Raw genomic sequence first — 16,072 nt, 5'->3', positions numbered from 1 at the left:
CCGCCCGGCCCCCGGCTCACGCCGGAACGCGCGTCCCGGCGATCACCTGGTCGACGATGTCGGGGCGCGGGGACGGCTGGCGTACCTCCAGGTAGAGCACCGGGCCGCCGCCGTTCGGGCGCACCGCCGCGGCCGCGAACGACGACGGCCCCGGGCAGGAGTCCCACTCCCACACCTCGCCGCCCCAGTAGGCGTCCGCGTATTCGCGCCGCCGCGGCTCCCCCGGGCACGGCCCCGCGTCGATGATCTCCTCCAGCTCAGGACCGGGCGCCGAGCGGCTCAGCAGCCCCGCGAACACCCCCGCCGTACCGCCGCCGTCGTGCCAGGCGTCGGTGTCGGTGGCCGCCAGCAGCCCCGGCTCGTGCCCGCCGACCAGCCCCAGCTGCCGCGGCGACCACCCGTTGGGCTGCAGCTCGTCGGCCCACTCCACGGGCACGGCCACGCTCACCGCCCCGGTCGTGTCGCTGACCCGGCCGAACGTCAGCCCCGGCGCGGCGGCCGCCGCCGGGCTGCACGCGGCCAGCACCGCCGCGACCGCCGCCGTGCCCGCGGTGCGGCGCACCGCCGCGCCGTGCCGCAGCATCCACGGCACCCCCTCGGGCAGGTCCCGCTCCATCCGGATGGCGCGGACCCGGTCGGTGAAGGTCTGGGCGTCGGCCGGGCGGGACGCCCGGTCCTCCGACAGCGCCGCCATGATCAGCTCGTCCAGCGCGCGCGGGGTGCCCGGCCGCACCCGCCGCGNGCCCCCCCCCGCCGCGGCGGCCCCCGCACCGGCGGGGGCGGCGGCCGCCGCCCCGTGACCAGCTCGTAGGCGACCGCGCCCAGCGAGTACACGTCGGCGCGCACGTCGATGTCGCCGCCGGGCTGCGACTGCTCCGGCGACATGTAGCCGGGGGTGCCCGCCGCCGCGGTGAACCCGGAGGCCCCGTCGATGCTCTTGGCGAACCCCAGGTCGGCCACGAGCACCCGCTGGCCCACGGGCGAGGACTGCAGCAGCACGTTGGAGGGCTTGATGTCGCGGTGGATGGTGCCGTGCCGGTGCAGGGCGGTCACGCCCTGGCCGATCTCGGTCAGCAGCCGCAGGGCCTCGTCCAGCGGGAGCGGCCCGCGGGCGACCAGGTCGGCCACGCTGCCCTGGTCGGCGTAGGCCATCACCATGAAGGGCCGCTCGTCGGCGAGCACGTCGAGGTCGTGCACCCGCACCAGCCAGGCCGAATCGGCCTGGCGCAGGATCCGCGCCTCTTCGACGAAGCGCTGGTGCACGTCCAGCTGGTGGGCCCAGTTCTCGGCGAGGACCTTCACCGCGACGGGGGTGTCGAGCAGGTCGTCGTGGGCCAGCCACACGGTCGCGAACGAGCCGGAACCCAGCCTGCGAACGACCCGATATCGGCCGAAGGTGTCCGGTTGCGCCACAGCTACTGCTTTACCAGACCGCACCCCGGCAAACCTGGCGTGCCCGGCCCGCTTCGGCGGGAGCCGATGGGGGCACCTACGCGTCAGAGTGGAATGTGAACCTCGTAGCGGGGGGTGCGCGTGTAAGGGAGTAGCAGGGGACGGCGCACCGCCCGGAGCGCCGCCCTCGGAGCAAGGAGCTGAGAGCCGTGGGTAATACCGACAAGGGCACCGCCGCCCCCCGGCGGAGCGCCGCGAAGGTCGACGAGGCCGTCGAGGAGCTGGCCCGACGCGCCCGCGACGGAGACGAGTCCGCGCTGGAGGAGCTGCTGCGCCGCATCCAGCCGGAGGTGCTGCGCCGCTGTGCGCGGTTCCTGCCCTACCGCCAGGACGCCGAGGAGGCCTGTCAGGACGCACTCCTTCGCGTCGCGCGCAACATCTCCGGGTTCAAGGGCGACTCGCTCTTCACGACCTGGCTGTACACCGTCGTCTCCAACTCCGCCCGGCAGACCTACCGGTCGATGAAGCGGCGCGCCGGAGAGCTGCCGACCGAGGCGGACCGCATCCCCCACCAGCGCGACCCCCGCACCACCAGCGTCATCGCCGGATCGCGCATCGACCTGCTGGAGGCGCTGGACCGGCTGGAGAAGGAGCGCCCCAACCTGGTCGCCCCCCTGGTCCTGCGGGACCTGTGCCAGATGGACTACAACGAGATCGCAGGGGAGCTCGACATCGCCCTGGGCACCGTCAAGTCGCGCATCCACGAGGGGCGCAAGCACGTGCGCAGGGCGCTCGCCGTGACGTGAGCGGGTAAAGCGCCCTACCCTGGAAGGCAATCCACCCCCGCGCACCGGGCCGCGCCGTGGGCGCCGCCGGTGCCGCGGGGCCGTCACCCCTGCCTTGCTTCCAGCGGCGAAAGGTTGCGTCCCATGGGGCTCCGAGACCCCCTGTACTGGCTCTACGAGCGGCGCCTGGAGCGCAAGCTCGGCGACGCCGAGACCCCGCGCCACGTCGGCGTCATCCTGGACGGCAACCGCAGATGGGCCAAGGCCGGACGGCTCGGCGACGTCGCGCGCGGCCACGAGGCCGGGGCCGAGAAGATCTTCGACCTGCTGGGCTGGTGCAGCGAGCGGGGCGTACAGGTGGTCACCCTGTGGATGCTCTCCACCGACAACCTCGGCCGCGCCCGCGAGGAGCTGGAGCCGCTGCTGCGCATCATCGAGGGCACCGTCGAGCGGCTGCGGCGCGAGGGGTGGCGGGTCAACCCGCTCGGCGCCCTGGACCTGCTGCCCGATACGACCGCCCGTGTGATGAAAGAGGCGGGTGCGGCCACATCCGGCAATCCCGGGCTGATTGTGAATGTGGCCGTCGGGTATGGGGGTAGGCGTGAGATCGCCGATGCGGTGCGGTCCCTCCTCCACGAGGAGGCCGCCAAGGGCACCACGATCGAGGAGCTCGCCGAGCGACTCGATCTGGACCACATCGCCGAGCACCTCTACACCCGCGGCCAGCCCGACCCGGACCTGCTCATCCGGACCTCGGGAGAGCAGCGCCTCTCCGGCTTCCTGCTCTGGCAGAGCGCGCACTCGGAGTTCTACTTCTGCGAGGTCTTCTGGCCTGCCTTCCGCAGGGTGGACTTCCTGCGCGCGCTCCGCTCCTTCGGCGCGCGGAACCGACGGTACGGCGGCTGAGCCGGCCCCCACCCCGCACCCACCGCAAGGAGAGGGTGAAAGCCGCTTCACCCGGTGTTCACATGCCGTGTCACCTGGGGGTCTTGCTCTTTGGAGTCTGCCGGGTACCGTCGGAACCAGTGGACGGTGCGCATCCGTCCGCTGCGGGAGGCCCCTGCTGTCCGAGGTCCTGTTCCCACGAGGAGCTCACCACGACGCGGGCCGGTCCCGGCCCGTCGCGGGGGTCGGTCCCGGTCCCAGGAATCCCGTGAGAGACGGGCGCCCCCGCGGCGCCCAAGGGGAGAACGAGTGGCTAGTTCCTCGACCACCCGGCGCACCTACGTGCTCGACACCAGCGTCCTGCTGGCCGACCCCGCGGCGATGACCAGGTTCGCCGAGCACGAAGTGGTGCTTCCCGTCGTGGTGATCTCCGAGCTGGAGAGCAAGCGTCACCACCCCGAACTCGGCTACTTCGCCCGGGAGGCCCTGCGCCGCCTCGACGACCTGCGCGTCGAGTACGGACGCCTGGACGCCGACGTCCCGGTGAACGAGTCGGGCGGCACCCTCCGCGTGGAGCTCAACCACAGCGACCCGACCGTGCTCCCGGCCGGTTTCCGGCTCGGCGACAACGACACCCGCATCCTGACGGTGGCCCGCAACCTCGACGAGGAGTCGGGCATGGCCGGCACCGGGGCCACCGTGCTGGTCAGCAAGGACCTGCCGATGCGGATCAAGGCGTCGTCGATCGGCCTGAGCGCCGACGAGTACCGGGCCGAGCTCGCCATCGAGCACGGCTGGACGGGCATGGCCGAGCTGGAGGTCCCCGGGCACGAGGTCGCCGCCCTCTTCGAGGACGGCACCGCCGAGGTCGAGGCCGCCCGCGACCTCCCCTGCCACACGGGCCTGGTGCTGGTCTCCGAGCGCGGGAAGGCGCTGGGCCGGGTGCTGCCGGACAAGTCGGTCAAGGTGGTCAAGGGCGACCGGGACGTCTTCGGCCTGCACGGCCGCAGCGCCGAGCAGCGCATCGCGCTCGACCTGCTCAGCGACCCCTCGGTGGGCATCGTCTCGCTGGGCGGGCGCGCCGGGACCGGCAAGTCGGCCCTGGCCCTGTGCGCGGGGCTGGAGGCGGTCCTGGAGCGCGGCCTGTACCGCAAGGTGATGGTCTTCCGCCCGGTGTACGCGGTCGGCGGCCAGGAGCTGGGCTACCTGCCGGGCACCGAGAACGAGAAGATGACCCCCTGGGGGCAGGCGGTGCACGACACCCTGTCCGCCGTCACCAGCCAGGACGTCATCGACGAGGTCGTGGACCGGGGCATGCTGGAGGTCCTGCCGCTCACCCACATCCGCGGGCGCTCGCTGCACGACGCGTTCGTCATCGTCGACGAGGCCCAGTCCCTGGAGCGCGGGGTGCTGCTCACCGTGCTGTCCCGGCTGGGGGAGAACTCCCGCGTGGTCCTCACCCACGACATCGCCCAGCGCGACAACCTGCGGGTGGGCCGCTACGACGGCGTCGTCGCGGTGATCGAGAAGCTCAAGGGGCACCCCCTGTTCTCGCACATCACGCTGAACCGGTCCGAGCGGTCCCCGATCGCCGCCCTGGTCACCGAGATGCTGGAGGGCTGAGGCTCCGCACCGGCCCGCGCGGCCGGTGAGCGCGTGCCCGCCGGAGCCCGGCTCCGGCGGGCACGCGCGCGTTCACCCCTCCTTCCCCACCCGTTCCGGTCCGGGACCAGGCGGGCAGGTAGAACGCGGACTGAAGGGGCGCCGCGGCGCCCTGCCGCGCCTGTCACCGAGCCCGAGGAGCCGCGTTCCATGGCACCGTCCCCCGAATCCCCCGACACCCCCGACCCCTCGCAGCCCTCCGGGCGGGCCGCGCCCTCCCGCCGGTCGGTGCTCGGCGGCGGCGCCCTGCTCGGCGGCACCGCCCTGGGCGCGTCGCTGGTCGGCGGCGCCCCCGCCTTCGCCCAGGGCAAGAACCGCCCGAAGCTGACGCACGGCATCCAGCTCGGAGACCCGCGGCCCGACGGCGCGGTGGTGTGGGCCCGCACCGACCGGCCCGCCCGCATGGTGGTGGAGGTGGCCACCCGGCCGGACTTCGCCGACGCCGAGAAGGTCCGCGGGCCGATGCTCACCCCCGCCTCGGACGGCACCGGGAGGGTGCGCGTCGACGGCCTGGAGCCGGGGACCGAGGTGCACGTCAGAGTGCGCGCCGAGTCCGGCAGGTACAGCAGCGAGCCGGTGACCGGGTCGTTCCGCACCCCCGGCGGCGGCCGCCCGGTGCGGCTCCTGTGGTCGGGCGACGTCGCCGGGCAGGGGTACGGGATCAACCCCGACATCGGCGGGATGCCGATCTTCGCGGCGATGGCCGACCGCGACCCCGACTTCTTCATCCACAGCGGGGACACCTGCTACGCCGACGGGCCGCTGGAGGAGCGGGTCGAACTGCCCGACGGGCGGATCTGGCGCAACGTCACCAGCGAGGCCAAGTCCAAAGTGGCCGAGACCCTGGCGGAGTTCCGCGGCCAGTATGCCTACAACCTGCTCGACGACAACCTGCGGGCGTTCGCCGCGCGGGTGCCGCAGATCGTGCAGTGGGACGACCACGAGGTCACCAACAACTGGTACCCGGGGGAGATCCTGGACGACGACCGGTACACCGAGACGTCGGTGGACCGGCTGGCGGCCCGCGCCCACCGCGCCTTCCACGAGTGGCAGCCCATCATGCGGCGGGAGGCGGTGGACGGGCGCATCTACCGGCGCCTGTCGCTGGGCCCGGACGTGGACGTGTTCGTCATCGACATGCGCCCCTACCGGGACCCCAACTCCGACGGGACCGCGCCGCACGAGGCGATCCTCGGCCGGAGGCAGGCCGACTGGCTGCTGCGGGAGGTGCCGCGCTCCACGGCCACGTGGAAGGTGATCGCCTCCGACATGCCGCTGGGGCTCATCGTGCCCGACGGCGACGCCATCGAGGCCGTCGCCAACGGGCGTCCGGGGGCGCCCGCCGGGCGCGAGCCGGAGATCGAGCGGGTGCTGCACGGCCTGCACCGCGCCGGGGTGGACGGGACCGTGTGGGTCACCGCCGACGTGCACTACACGGCCGCCCACCACTACTCGCCGGACCGGGCGAGCTCCTCGGAGTTCACCCCGTTCTGGGAGTTCGTGTCCGGGCCGCTGCACGCCGGGGCGTTCGGGCCCAACGAGCTGGACCCCACCTTCGGGCCCGAGGAGGTGTTCGTGCAGGCGCCGCCGGAGCCCAACACCTCGCCGCTGGACGGCTTCCAGCACTTCGGCGAGGTGGAGGTGGACCCGGAGAGCAAGCGGATGACGGTGCACCTGCGCGACGCGAACGGGGACGCGCTCTGGTCCACCGAGCTCGACCCCGGGCAGGCCTGACCCGGACCCGGCACGCAGAGGCCGGACACGGGTTTCGGACATCCCCACGGGCGGTGCCCGCATGTCCTAAGATCGGGGGCGCCGGTGGCGGCCGACCGGAGCGGCCGGGCCGCCGGAGCCCCCGAACGGATCACGCAACGGATCGGGACCCAGGTGGCGGCGGTGAACGCCGTGACGCGATGTAGTGTGACCGAGGTCACGCCGGAACCGGTGTCCGGCCATCGCGGCATACGGCAGGGTTAGGGACGGATCGTAACCAGGAGCCCCCGGGCGCGCGCCCGGCGGCGGAGGCGTCCGTCGCCCCGCCCCAGCCCCCGACCTCGGGTCGCGCGCACTTCTGACGGAAGGCCCACTCGTGCTTCTCAACCGCATCTCCCCCCGCCTGGCCGCGGGCATCGGCGCCGCGGGCCTGACCGCGGGCGCCCTGTTCGCCGGGACCGTCTACTTCGCCGGGGCCGACACCGGGCAGGTGACCGGCGCCGCCGTGCAGCCGCCGCCGCAGGCCGGCGGCGAGGACTTCTTCGCCGGTGTCGAGGGCGTCTCCGACGAGCAGCGCGCGTCCGCGCGCGAGGAGGCTGAGAACCGCATCGACGAGGCGGACTCCGCGGCGGGCGCCACCGGCGTCGCCGCGCCGGAGAAGAAGGAGGAGGAGCCCGAGGAGGAGTCCTCCGAGGAGGGCTCGTCCGACTCCGGGGGCGGCGCGGGCGGCGACACCAGCGCCGACGCCGACTCGCTCAACTGGCCCGCGCTGGCCCAGTGCGAGTCGGGGGGCAACCCCTCGGCGGTGAACGAGGCGGGCGGCTACTACGGCCTGTACCAGTTCTCCATGTCGACCTGGCAGTCGGTGGGCGGCAGCGGGAGCCCGGCCGAGGCGCCGTCGAGCGAGCAGACGATGCGCGCCAAGATGCTGTACGACGCCGTGGGGGGCAACTGGCAGAGCCAGTGGCCCGAGTGCGGGCGCCACCTGTTCGACTAGGGCGTGTCTCTCGGATCATTGTCGGCTCGCGACCACCAGAACGGCGCTCACTGCACCGGGGCGCCCGGACAGCCGACCATGATGGACGTCGCGCCCCGGCATGCGAGCGCCCCGGGCCCCCGCTGCGCCACCTTGGCGAAGCCGGCGCAGTAGGGGCGACGGCCGCTCGCTGATCGAAAAGCCTCCGAGGAACACGTCCTAGGCGGCGCCTCCGCCGGCGAGGCGGCGTTCCCTGAGCCCGGCGTTTGGGCCCCGCAAGGGGCCCATGTCACATCCGCTCGCATCAGCCCCCCGTACCCCCGCATCCCCCTGTTCCGCGGTTCCCACCCCGTTCCCCGGGGTGGACATGTCGGGATTTGCTGTTATTGTTCCGTGACGATGCGGGTGGTCCCCCGACCGCCCGCCCCACAAGGAGCCCCCGGAGCCCTGCGCGGCACGCACCCGAGAGCGGGTGTCCCCGATGGACCGCCGCGCGGACCCCAGAGGCGAGGGCGGTCGGCGACGTTCCCCTCTGAGCCGCCCTTTCCGATTCCAACCTGTGCCCGGGGCATCGGTCGATCGCGCGCGCTCGCCGACGCGCGACTGGCGAAAGGGCGATTTTTGCTGACGAACCGGATCTCGCTGCGCGCGGCCGCCGCGGTCGGATGCGCCACCGTGGTGGCGGGAGCCGCCTTCGGTGTCTCCGCATTCGCCGACAGCGGTGCCTCCCCCGAGCAGGCGGCGAGCGCGGCTCTCCCTCAGGACGCGCCGAAGGCGGAGTCCCAGAGCGAGCAGGAGTTCTTCTCCGACGTCGAGGAGGTCTCCGACGAGCAGCGCGCCTCGGCGCGCCAGGAGGCCAAGGAGCGCGTGGAGGACGCGAACGCCGCCGCGGGCGCATCCGGCACCGCCGCGCCGGAGAAGAAGGAGGAGGAGAAGGAGCCCGACGACGGAGACGACGGCGGCTCCGCGCCTCCCAGCGGCGACCCCAAGGGCATCGCCAAGGCCATGCTGGGCGACTTCGGCTGGAGCTCGGACCAGTTCAGCGGGTGCCTGGAGCCGCTGTGGGAGAAGGAGAGCAACTGGAACCCGTCGGCGCAGAACCCGAGTTCGGGTGCGTACGGGATTCCGCAGGCGCTCCCCGGCTCGAAGATGGCCACGGCGGGGTCGGACTGGCAGACCAACCCGGCCACGCAGATCGAGTGGGGGCTGGGCTACATCCAGGACCGCTACGGCTCGCCGTGTGAGGCCTGGTCGCACTCGCAGGCCAACGGCTGGTACTAGAGGGACGTGGACGGACGGATGGGCCCCTCCGGACGGATGTCCGGAGGGGCCCATCTTTGTGTCCTGATGTCGCGTCCCCGCGCCGTCCCTCAGACCGACAGGAAGAACCAACTGTCGAAGGAGTGCTGCAGGACGGGCGCGTAGGCGTCCGCCTCCTCCTCGGGGACGTTCAGGGACAGGGTGAAGCCCTGGCCGCCGTGCTGGACGGAGTACTCGGTCAGGAAGCGCTCCGGGGTGTCCCAGTCGTTGCCGGTGTAGCGGTTGACGACGACGGCCGCGTCGTAGTCGGAGTCCCAGAGGAAGGGGTACTCGTCCTCCCTCAGCTCCCGGATCTCGTCGGTGCGGTAGTTCTCGTAGTCGCCGGAGGACTTGAAGGTCTCGTCGTTGGCCTCCAGGCGCTCCAGGCTGCCCTGGTCGCCCTCCAGGTCCCAGGTGGCCATCATGAAGCGCCGCTCGCCGGTGGAGTCGGCCATGGTGACCGTTCCGGTGCCGTCGGAGGCCATCTCGCTGTCGTCGAGGGTCCAGCCCGAGGGGTAGTCGACGCTGAAGCGGTCGCCGTAGTAGGTGTCGAAGTCGGTGGGGACGCCTTCGGCCTGCCCGGTGTCCCCGCCGTCGGAGCCACCGGTGTCCGGTGGGTCCTCCCGCGCTTCGGTGTCGGCCGAGTCGCCGCTCTCGGAGCCGCCGGAGTCGGGCCCGGCGCTGTTGCTCTCCGCGCTGTTGATGACGGCGATGAACGCACCGCACCCGCCCAGCAGGAGGAGGACGAGCACCACGCAGCCGATGCCGAGGACGAGGGGCGTCTTGCTCCCCGACTTCTTCGGCGCCTGCGGGGGAGGACCGGCGGCCGCGTAGGCGGGCTGCCCGGGAGGCGGCCCGCCGGGCGGCGGATATCCGGGGCCGGGACCGGGACCGGGCGGAGGCCCAGGGGGACCAGGGGGTGGCCCGGCCGCCGCGGGGGAGGGCCAGCCCCCACTGGGCCCCTGCGGCCCCTGCGGTCCTTGCTGGCCTTGCGGCCCCGGAGGCATCCCATGCGAGGGCGTACCACCGGTGGGCACGGCCCCGGGCCCACCCGGTCCGCCCATCCCCATCTCCGCGGGTACCCCACCGGCCGGAGTCCCAGGCCCGTGCCCGCCCATGCCCATGTCGCCGGGCACGCCCCCGGCCGGGGTCCCAGGCCCAGGTCCGGGCCCGACGCCCGGACCGGGCCCGCCCGTCCCCATCTCGGCAGGCACGCCCCCGGCCGGGGTTCCGCCCACCGGCCCCGGGGCGGCCCCCTCCGGGGCACGGGGCCCGGGATCGAACGCGGCGGACGGCCCGGTCCCCGGACCCGGCCCGGAGGCCGAGCGCAGCAGCTCCAGGGCGGCGCCGGGCCCCAAACGGTGCGCGGGGTCGCGCTCCAGGAGCCNCCGGCGGCGGGTCGGAGACGCCCGCCGAGATGGACGCGGTGATCGTGCCCCGGCGGAACGGCGAGGAGCCCTCCACGGCCTGGTAGAGGGTGACCCCGGCGCTCCACAGGTCCCCGGCGGGGGTGGCGGCCTCGCCCAGCAGGCGCTCGGGCGGCATGTACTCGGGCGACCCGATGAGCGCGCCGGTGGCGGTGATGGAGGCGCCGCCCTCCATGGTGGCGATACCGAAGTCGGTGATGACGACGCGGCCGCTCTCGCAGACCATGACGTTGCCGGGCTTGATGTCGCGGTGGACGACGCCGGCCTCGTGGGCGGACTTGAGCCCTTCGATCAGCGCGGCGGCGAGTGCGGCCGCCCGCGAGGGCGGAAGGGGCCCGTTCTCCGCGAGTTCCTGGTCGAGGGAGTGCCCGGGGATGAGCTCCATGACCACCCACGGGTTGTCCTCGAAGTCGAAGACGTCGTGCACGGTGACGATGGAGGGGTGCGGGACCCGGGCGGCACTCTGCGCCTCCCGCAACACACGCGCACGAGCCTCGGCGCGCTCGTTGTCGGACAGGTGAGCGGGGAGGAGGATCTCCTTGACGGCCACGGCCCGCTGGAGCTGGGTGTCCCAGGCGTTCCAGACGATACCCATACCGCCGCGGCCCAGCTCCTTGTCCAACCGGTAGCGCCCCATCACGACACGGGCGCCCTCATCCGTGGACATCAGTGAGGCCTCTCAAGGGGGAGATAACGTTAGCGATCGTGCAAGCAGACTACTAACCAGCCACACCGGACAGGCCCAGAGGGCGGTACCCTCCCCTGTCCGGATCGGGCCTTCTGGGGGCGCCACGGCCTGGCCAGGTCGTCGGATGTTGGTCCTGCCGAGAGCCAGCCCGGGCGGCATGGCGGGGGCACCCAGCGCATGCGCTGCTGGGTGCTCACTGTACGTCGGACGTCTGTGACGATGGGGTCTCAGCCAGCGTTGACCTTTGCGTAATGAAAGACATCAGAGGGAAGTGCGTGGTCAAGGTTCCACAAGATGCGCATGGGGAGCTCACCCTCATGGCTGACGTACGTCATCGGGCCTGCATACAAATAGGCTGGCGCGCCCTTGTTGGGCCGAATGAACAGATGAACCGTGACTCCTCGTTCAACATGGTTAATATAACGTTGTCCCGTAGGTGACGACTCTCGGGTTCTACTCTGAGATTCCCACTGAAACTGAGTCGGAGTGATGGCTCGATCGTGATACATCGTTGTTGGTTTAAAGGTTCGGTCTGACTTGTCGATGGTCACGAAGAAGACATCGGATTTCTCTTCTTCAATCCACCGAACGCCCTCGACCGCGGAGCGAGTAAAGTCAACTCCAAACGCGCGCAGGACTTCGTTTCTATTGTAGCTCGCGTGTAGACGGAGAGGGAGATGAGATATGGCTTCCACGGGGGGAGTTACTCGATGGATTTGTTCGTCCAACACGTCTGTTATCTCGAGCAATTCTTCGCGACGGGCATCGTTCACCCACAACCTCGCCATGTTGGCTTCCATGGCGGAGAGTCGCTGATTTCCGTCGATCAAACCATGAAACATTGCCAGGAGGCGACTGTTGTGGAGATCGCCGTCCAGCTGCCTTGGTGGTTCGGGGGACGTAAGAATGTCCCTGATGAAGTTGATTCGCTCAGTATCATCCAGGTGGAGCATGCGTCCGAAGGATCGTGCCAGCGCCTGATCATCATTCCTGTCGGGCACCTCTCTTGTGTCTAGACCTGCCTCGCGAAGAAGGCCAGCCCAGCCACCACGGTTTGGTCCGTAGAGGTCCTTGAGCTCTCTACCAGAACGACTGAGGTAGTCGGAGAGGTGTACTCGGCCCATGCCTTTGAGGTCGGCCGCAGCGTCCTTGATCCTAAATTTAAGGGCTTGTTTGATATTGTCGAGGACAATTTTGCTGACTTCGCGGTCTAGGTCGATCGAGCATCCGGCAGGGAGCGTGGGAAACTCGGCTTCAACCTCGGCCTTCAGGTCCTCTCGTGAAATCCCTGTCAGGGCGGTGAAGCGCTTATCGAACCTGAATTCCTTTCGCTGGTGGCCAACGAAGTCGAGCACGGTCAGGACTGGCTTATCCTCCGTCAGTCGCAGACCACGACCCAACTGCTGAAGGAAGACGGTGGCGCTCTCTGTCGGGCGCAAAAAAAGAATAGTGTTGATCGCGGGAATGTCAACGCCTTCGTTGAACAAATCCACGGTGAAGACGGCCTTGATGCGGCCGTCTCTCAGGTCGCGAAGCGCTGCCTCGCGATCAGGCGTGCTGAGCTGCCCCGTCACTGCTCGTGCTGGGATTCCTCGCTTTTCGAATTCCCGCGCCATATATTCTGCATGCTTAACTCCGACGCAGAACCCGACGGCTTTGAGGGTCGAGACATCTGCCACCTTCTCACGCAAGGCCTCAACAATAAGGTTTACGCGAGAGTCGAGGTCGACGTATAGCTCACTCAGTGCCTCCAGATCGTATCCAACGCCCCGTCGCCACGGAATGTCGTTGAGGTCGACATCGTCGTGGATCCCAAAATAATGGAAGGGGGAGAGTAGGCCGCGTTCCAGAGCCTCCCAGAGTCGCAACTCAACGGCGATCTTTCCATCATCGAACCAATGAAGAATATTTTTCTCGTCGGTTCGCTCGGGAGTTGCCGTCAACCCGAGGAGCACATTTGGGGTGACGCGATCCAAAAGTTGGGCGTAGGTGGGCGCTTCGGCGTGATGGAACTCATCGACAATGATCATGTCGAAGTGATTGCTGGGGAGGGATTTGAGGTTCTTGAGAGATTGTACTGACGCAAAGACGTGCCGCCAATGTTGCGGCCTGTTTCCGTCCACAAGGAGCTCGCCAAATGCTCCATCCTTGAGGACTTCGCGGAACCTCTTGCGCGCCTGCTTGATGATTTCTTGGCGATGGGCGACGAAGAGGAGAGAATTTACTTTGCCTGACTTTTTCAACCGTGCGTAGTCGAGCGCCGCAACGATTGTCTTTCCTGTGCCAGTGGCCATGACGACAAGGTTGCGGTACCGGTCATGCACATCGCGCTCGGCCTCGAGGGCCTCGAGGATCTCTCCCTGGTAGGGGAAGGGGGTGACGTCGATATTTGCAACAGTATCGACCTGGTCGTCTTCCCGCAGTCCAGCACGAGAGAGTGCAGTGCGAAGGCGCTCTCGATCTCGCTCTGGGAGGTACCTTTCAAATGAAGGGTCATTCCAATATTCTTCGAAGGTGGCAGCGAAAGTGTCGATGAGATGAGGCTGCTCGGCTCGAGCTAGTCGAACATTCCACTCCAAGCCATCGAGCATGGCGGAACGCGACAAGTTGGACGAGCCGACGTAGGCAGTGTCCATGCCTGAGTGGCGATGAAAAAGCCAAGCCTTAGCGTGGAGCCGCGTTCTCCTGGTGTCGTAAGAAATAGCGATCTCGGCGCCAAGTTCCTGAAGGCGATCGACCGCCTGCACCTCAGTTGCGCCCATATAGGTAGTGGTGATCACTCGCAACCGACCTCCGCGCTCCAGAAAGGTGCGCAGATGTGGTTCGATCAGGCGAAGTCCATGCCATTTGATGAAAGCGCAAAGGAGATCGACGCGGTCTGCCGAGTCGAGTTCTTTTGTAACCTCTCGACCGATTTGAGGTTGGTCGCGCCCGTTGACGAGCAGCGCACTAGATGAAAACGGTATGTCCGGGCGCTTGGGAAAAACACCTTTGTCATCAGGGTTCACCTCACGAGCAATGCTCAGGAGAGGATTCTCTGAATCGACAAGCTGGTCATCCTCGGTTACGGCCTCGTCGGTCGCTTCGGCGAGGACCGCGCCAAGTTTGTTGACGATACGGACCTGGTCTTTGAAGCTGTCGTCCTTCTTGTCGACGAAGGAGAGCGCGCGTTTGGTCAGCTCAGCAACGTGCTTGACCAGTAGGTCTTTGCCATCGACATCCTTCAGCTTCCCGCGCTGTTGGAGTTCGTCATCCACCTCTGCCAGACGTCTCTGCAGCTCACGCGTGATCAGTCGTTCGTACACACCAGGGGAAAGGTCGCTCATGTACCTGACAGTATCGGCAGATCGCCCAATAGGCATGTGAAGCCTCCTGGAGATTGAGCTGCGCCTGCAGTCCGGCCCAGGTGGCTATGCATCGATGCCATAGCCGAAAGGCCCCCGGTCTGATGACCGAGGGCCGTGCGCGATCTCCTGGAGGACTACTTCGCGTTGGTCATCTTCAACACGTCGAGGGCCTCGTCGAGCTGGGCCTCCGTCAGCTTGCCGTCACTCACGTACCCGCGCTCGATGACCACCTGGCGGATCGTCTTGCGCTCGGCCAGGGCCTGCTTGGCGACCTTGGCCGCCTCCTCGTAGCCGATGTAGCGGTTCAGCGGGGTCACAATCGACGGGGACGACTCCGCGTACTCCCGGCAGCGGTCCTCGTCGGCCTCCAGGCCGGCCACGCAGCGGTCGGCGAAGACGCGGGACACGTTGGCCAGCAGGCGCACCGACTCCAGGATGTTCCGGGCGATCATCGGCAGCTGCACGTTCAGCTCGAAGTTGCCGCTCGCGCCGCCGAAGGCCACCGCCGCGTCGTTGCCCACGACCTGCGACGACACCTGGAGCATCGCCTCGCACAGCACCGGGTTCACCTTGCCCGGCATGATCGACGACCCCGGCTGCAGGTCCGGCAGGCGCAGCTCGCTCAGGCCCGTGCGCGGCCCCGAGCCCATCCAGCGGATGTCGTTGGCGATCTTGGCGAAGCCCACCGCGATCGTCCGCAGCTGCCCCGACAGCTCCACCAGCGCGTCGCGCGCCCCCTGGGCCTCGAAGTGGTCCCGCGCCTCGGTCAGCGGCAGGCCGGTGGCCTGGGCGATCTCGGCGATGACGCGCGGTGCGAAGCCCTCCGGCGTGTTGATGCCGGTGCCCACCGCGGTGCCGCCCAGCGGCAGCTCCGCCACGCGCGGCAGCGCCGCCTTCAGGCGCTCGATGCCGTGCCCGACCTGCGCCGCGTACCCCGAGAACTCCTGCCCCAGCGTCACCGGGGTGGCGTCCATCAGGTGCGTGCGCCCGCTCTTGACGACCCCGGCGAACTCCACGGCCTTGCGGTTCAGCTCGCCCTGCAGGTGCTCCAGCGCCGGAACGAGGTCGTTCACCACGGCGGAGGTCGCCGCGATGTGGATGGACGACGGGTACACGTCGTTGGACGACTGCGAGGCGTTGACGTGGTCGTTCGGGTGCACGTCCAGCCCGGTGGCGTCCTTGGCGAGGGTCGCGATGACCTCGTTGCTGTTCATGTTGCTCGACGTGCCCGAGCCCGTCTGGAACACGTCGATCGGGAACTCGCCGTTCCACTTGCCCTCGGCGACCTCCAGGGCCGCCTGGCGGATGGCCTTGCCGAGCTCGTCGGAGATGACCCCCAGCTCGGCGTTGACCTTGGCGGCGGCGGCCTTGATGTGGCCGAGCGCCTCGATGTTCGCGGCCTCCAGCCCCTGGCCGGAGATCGGGAAGTTCTCCACCGCGCGCTGGGTCTGGGCCCGCCACTTGGCCTTAGCGGGGACCTGGACCTCGCCCATCGAGTCGTGCTCGATGCGGAACTCACTCATCGTTGAAAGACACCTCCAGGGAAACCTGCCCCCAAGATTGCCAGAAGTGGAGGTGGGAGGTGGGGCTGCCCCCGCCACAGCCGGGGTGTGACCTCGGGCGATGTGTGCGGTGTCACGTCGGCGTGGAGGGTGGTTGCCAAGTCGGGGACGTGTGCTCCCCGCTCGCGGGCTCGTCCGCAGTCCTGCGCAGGTCTGGAGGGCCCTGAACGGCCTCACGTTCACGGCGCCCGGGTTGCGACCGCGGGAGACCCCTGGGAGGCCCCGCCACCGGTCGGCAGGGCCCCCGCACGACCGACGGAAAAACCAGTGGGAGCGCTCACCGCACTTCTCTACCGTGGTCGTATGGTGCGTCCTGGAAGCTGTGTCAGGCCAGCG

At 69.4% G+C, this 16,072-nt stretch carries 9 protein-coding genes and 2 pseudogenes; 6 read left to right on the top strand and 5 right to left on the bottom strand.

Annotation, left to right across the window (positions count from 1 at the left end; translation table 11 throughout):
• Positions 1-16: 16 nt before the first annotated feature.
• Positions 17-1,413 (bottom strand): annotated as a pseudogene (locus D476_RS34540) (serine/threonine-protein kinase).
• 188 nt (positions 1,414-1,601) lie between these two features.
• Between D476_RS34540 and D476_RS0125570 the strand changes: the two are divergent.
• The 6 genes from D476_RS0125570 to D476_RS0125545 all read left to right on the top strand — a co-directional run bounded on the left by D476_RS0125570 (position 1,602) and on the right by D476_RS0125545 (position 8,694).
• On the top strand, positions 1,602-2,198 hold the full coding sequence (locus tag D476_RS0125570; protein ID WP_017626762.1) for an RNA polymerase sigma factor: 597 nt from the start codon (positions 1,602-1,604) through the stop codon (positions 2,196-2,198).
• Between the two features lie 123 nt (positions 2,199-2,321).
• Positions 2,322-3,083, top strand: coding sequence for an isoprenyl transferase (locus D476_RS0125565; protein ID WP_017626761.1), 762 nt, complete (start codon positions 2,322-2,324; stop codon positions 3,081-3,083).
• 288 nt (positions 3,084-3,371) lie between these two features.
• Entirely contained in the window at positions 3,372-4,685 is a 1,314-nt protein-coding gene (locus D476_RS0125560; protein ID WP_394296944.1) for a PhoH family protein, read from the top strand.
• 189 nt (positions 4,686-4,874) lie between these two features.
• Positions 4,875-6,458: an alkaline phosphatase D family protein gene (locus tag D476_RS0125555; RefSeq protein WP_017626759.1), complete on the top strand. Its 1,584-nt coding sequence runs from the start codon at positions 4,875-4,877 to the stop codon at positions 6,456-6,458.
• A gap of 355 nt (positions 6,459-6,813) precedes the next feature.
• Positions 6,814-7,434 (top strand): transglycosylase family protein, encoded by a 621-nt coding sequence (locus tag D476_RS0125550; RefSeq protein ID WP_017626758.1) that lies wholly within the window; start codon positions 6,814-6,816, stop codon positions 7,432-7,434.
• Between the two features lie 600 nt (positions 7,435-8,034).
• Positions 8,035-8,694 (top strand): aggregation-promoting factor C-terminal-like domain-containing protein, encoded by a 660-nt coding sequence (locus D476_RS0125545; protein ID WP_017626757.1) that lies wholly within the window; start codon positions 8,035-8,037, stop codon positions 8,692-8,694.
• 89 nt (positions 8,695-8,783) lie between these two features.
• Here D476_RS0125545 and D476_RS39405 read toward each other — a convergent pair whose 3' ends face one another.
• The 4 genes and pseudogenes from D476_RS39405 to D476_RS0125510 all read right to left on the bottom strand — a co-directional run bounded on the left by D476_RS39405 (position 8,784) and on the right by D476_RS0125510 (position 15,697).
• The gene (locus tag D476_RS39405; protein WP_017626756.1) at positions 8,784-9,467 is read right to left on the bottom strand and encodes a hypothetical protein; all 684 of its coding nucleotides are present in this window, start codon (positions 9,465-9,467) and stop codon (positions 8,784-8,786) included.
• Between the two features lie 736 nt (positions 9,468-10,203).
• Positions 10,204-10,734 (bottom strand): annotated as a pseudogene (locus tag D476_RS39400) (serine/threonine-protein kinase); the annotation flags it as partial.
• A 320-nt stretch (positions 10,735-11,054) separates the two neighbouring features.
• Positions 11,055-14,153, bottom strand: a complete 3,099-nt coding sequence (locus tag D476_RS36725) for a DUF3427 domain-containing protein (protein ID WP_083939643.1) — start codon at positions 14,151-14,153, stop codon at positions 11,055-11,057.
• Positions 14,154-14,308: 155 nt separating this feature from the next.
• Positions 14,309-15,697 carry a class II fumarate hydratase gene (locus D476_RS0125510; protein ID WP_017626750.1) on the bottom strand — a complete coding sequence of 463 codons (1,389 nt, stop codon included), beginning with the start codon at positions 15,695-15,697 and terminating at the stop codon, positions 14,309-14,311.
• Positions 15,698-16,072: the final 375 nt, after the last annotated feature.

This window comes from Nocardiopsis chromatogenes YIM 90109 (genome assembly GCF_000341185.1).
Classification (GTDB): domain Bacteria; phylum Actinomycetota; class Actinomycetes; order Streptosporangiales; family Streptosporangiaceae; genus Nocardiopsis_A; species Nocardiopsis_A chromatogenes.
The sequence above is the reverse complement of the archived record's forward strand: the minus strand, read 5'-3'. Positions and strand labels throughout refer to the sequence as shown.

Excerpts from the sequence above, each read along its gene's own strand:
- D476_RS0125565 (WP_017626761.1), top strand. The coding sequence starts at position 2,322 with ATGGGGCTCCGAGACCCCCTGTACTGGCTCTACGAGCGGCGCCTGGAG.
- D476_RS0125555 (WP_017626759.1), top strand. The coding sequence starts at position 4,875 with ATGGCACCGTCCCCCGAATCCCCCGACACCCCCGACCCCTCGCAGCCC.
- D476_RS36725 (WP_083939643.1), bottom strand. The coding sequence starts at position 14,153 with ATGAGCGACCTTTCCCCTGGTGTGTACGAACGACTGATCACGCGTGAG.
- D476_RS0125510 (WP_017626750.1), bottom strand. The coding sequence starts at position 15,697 with ATGAGTGAGTTCCGCATCGAGCACGACTCGATGGGCGAGGTCCAGGTC.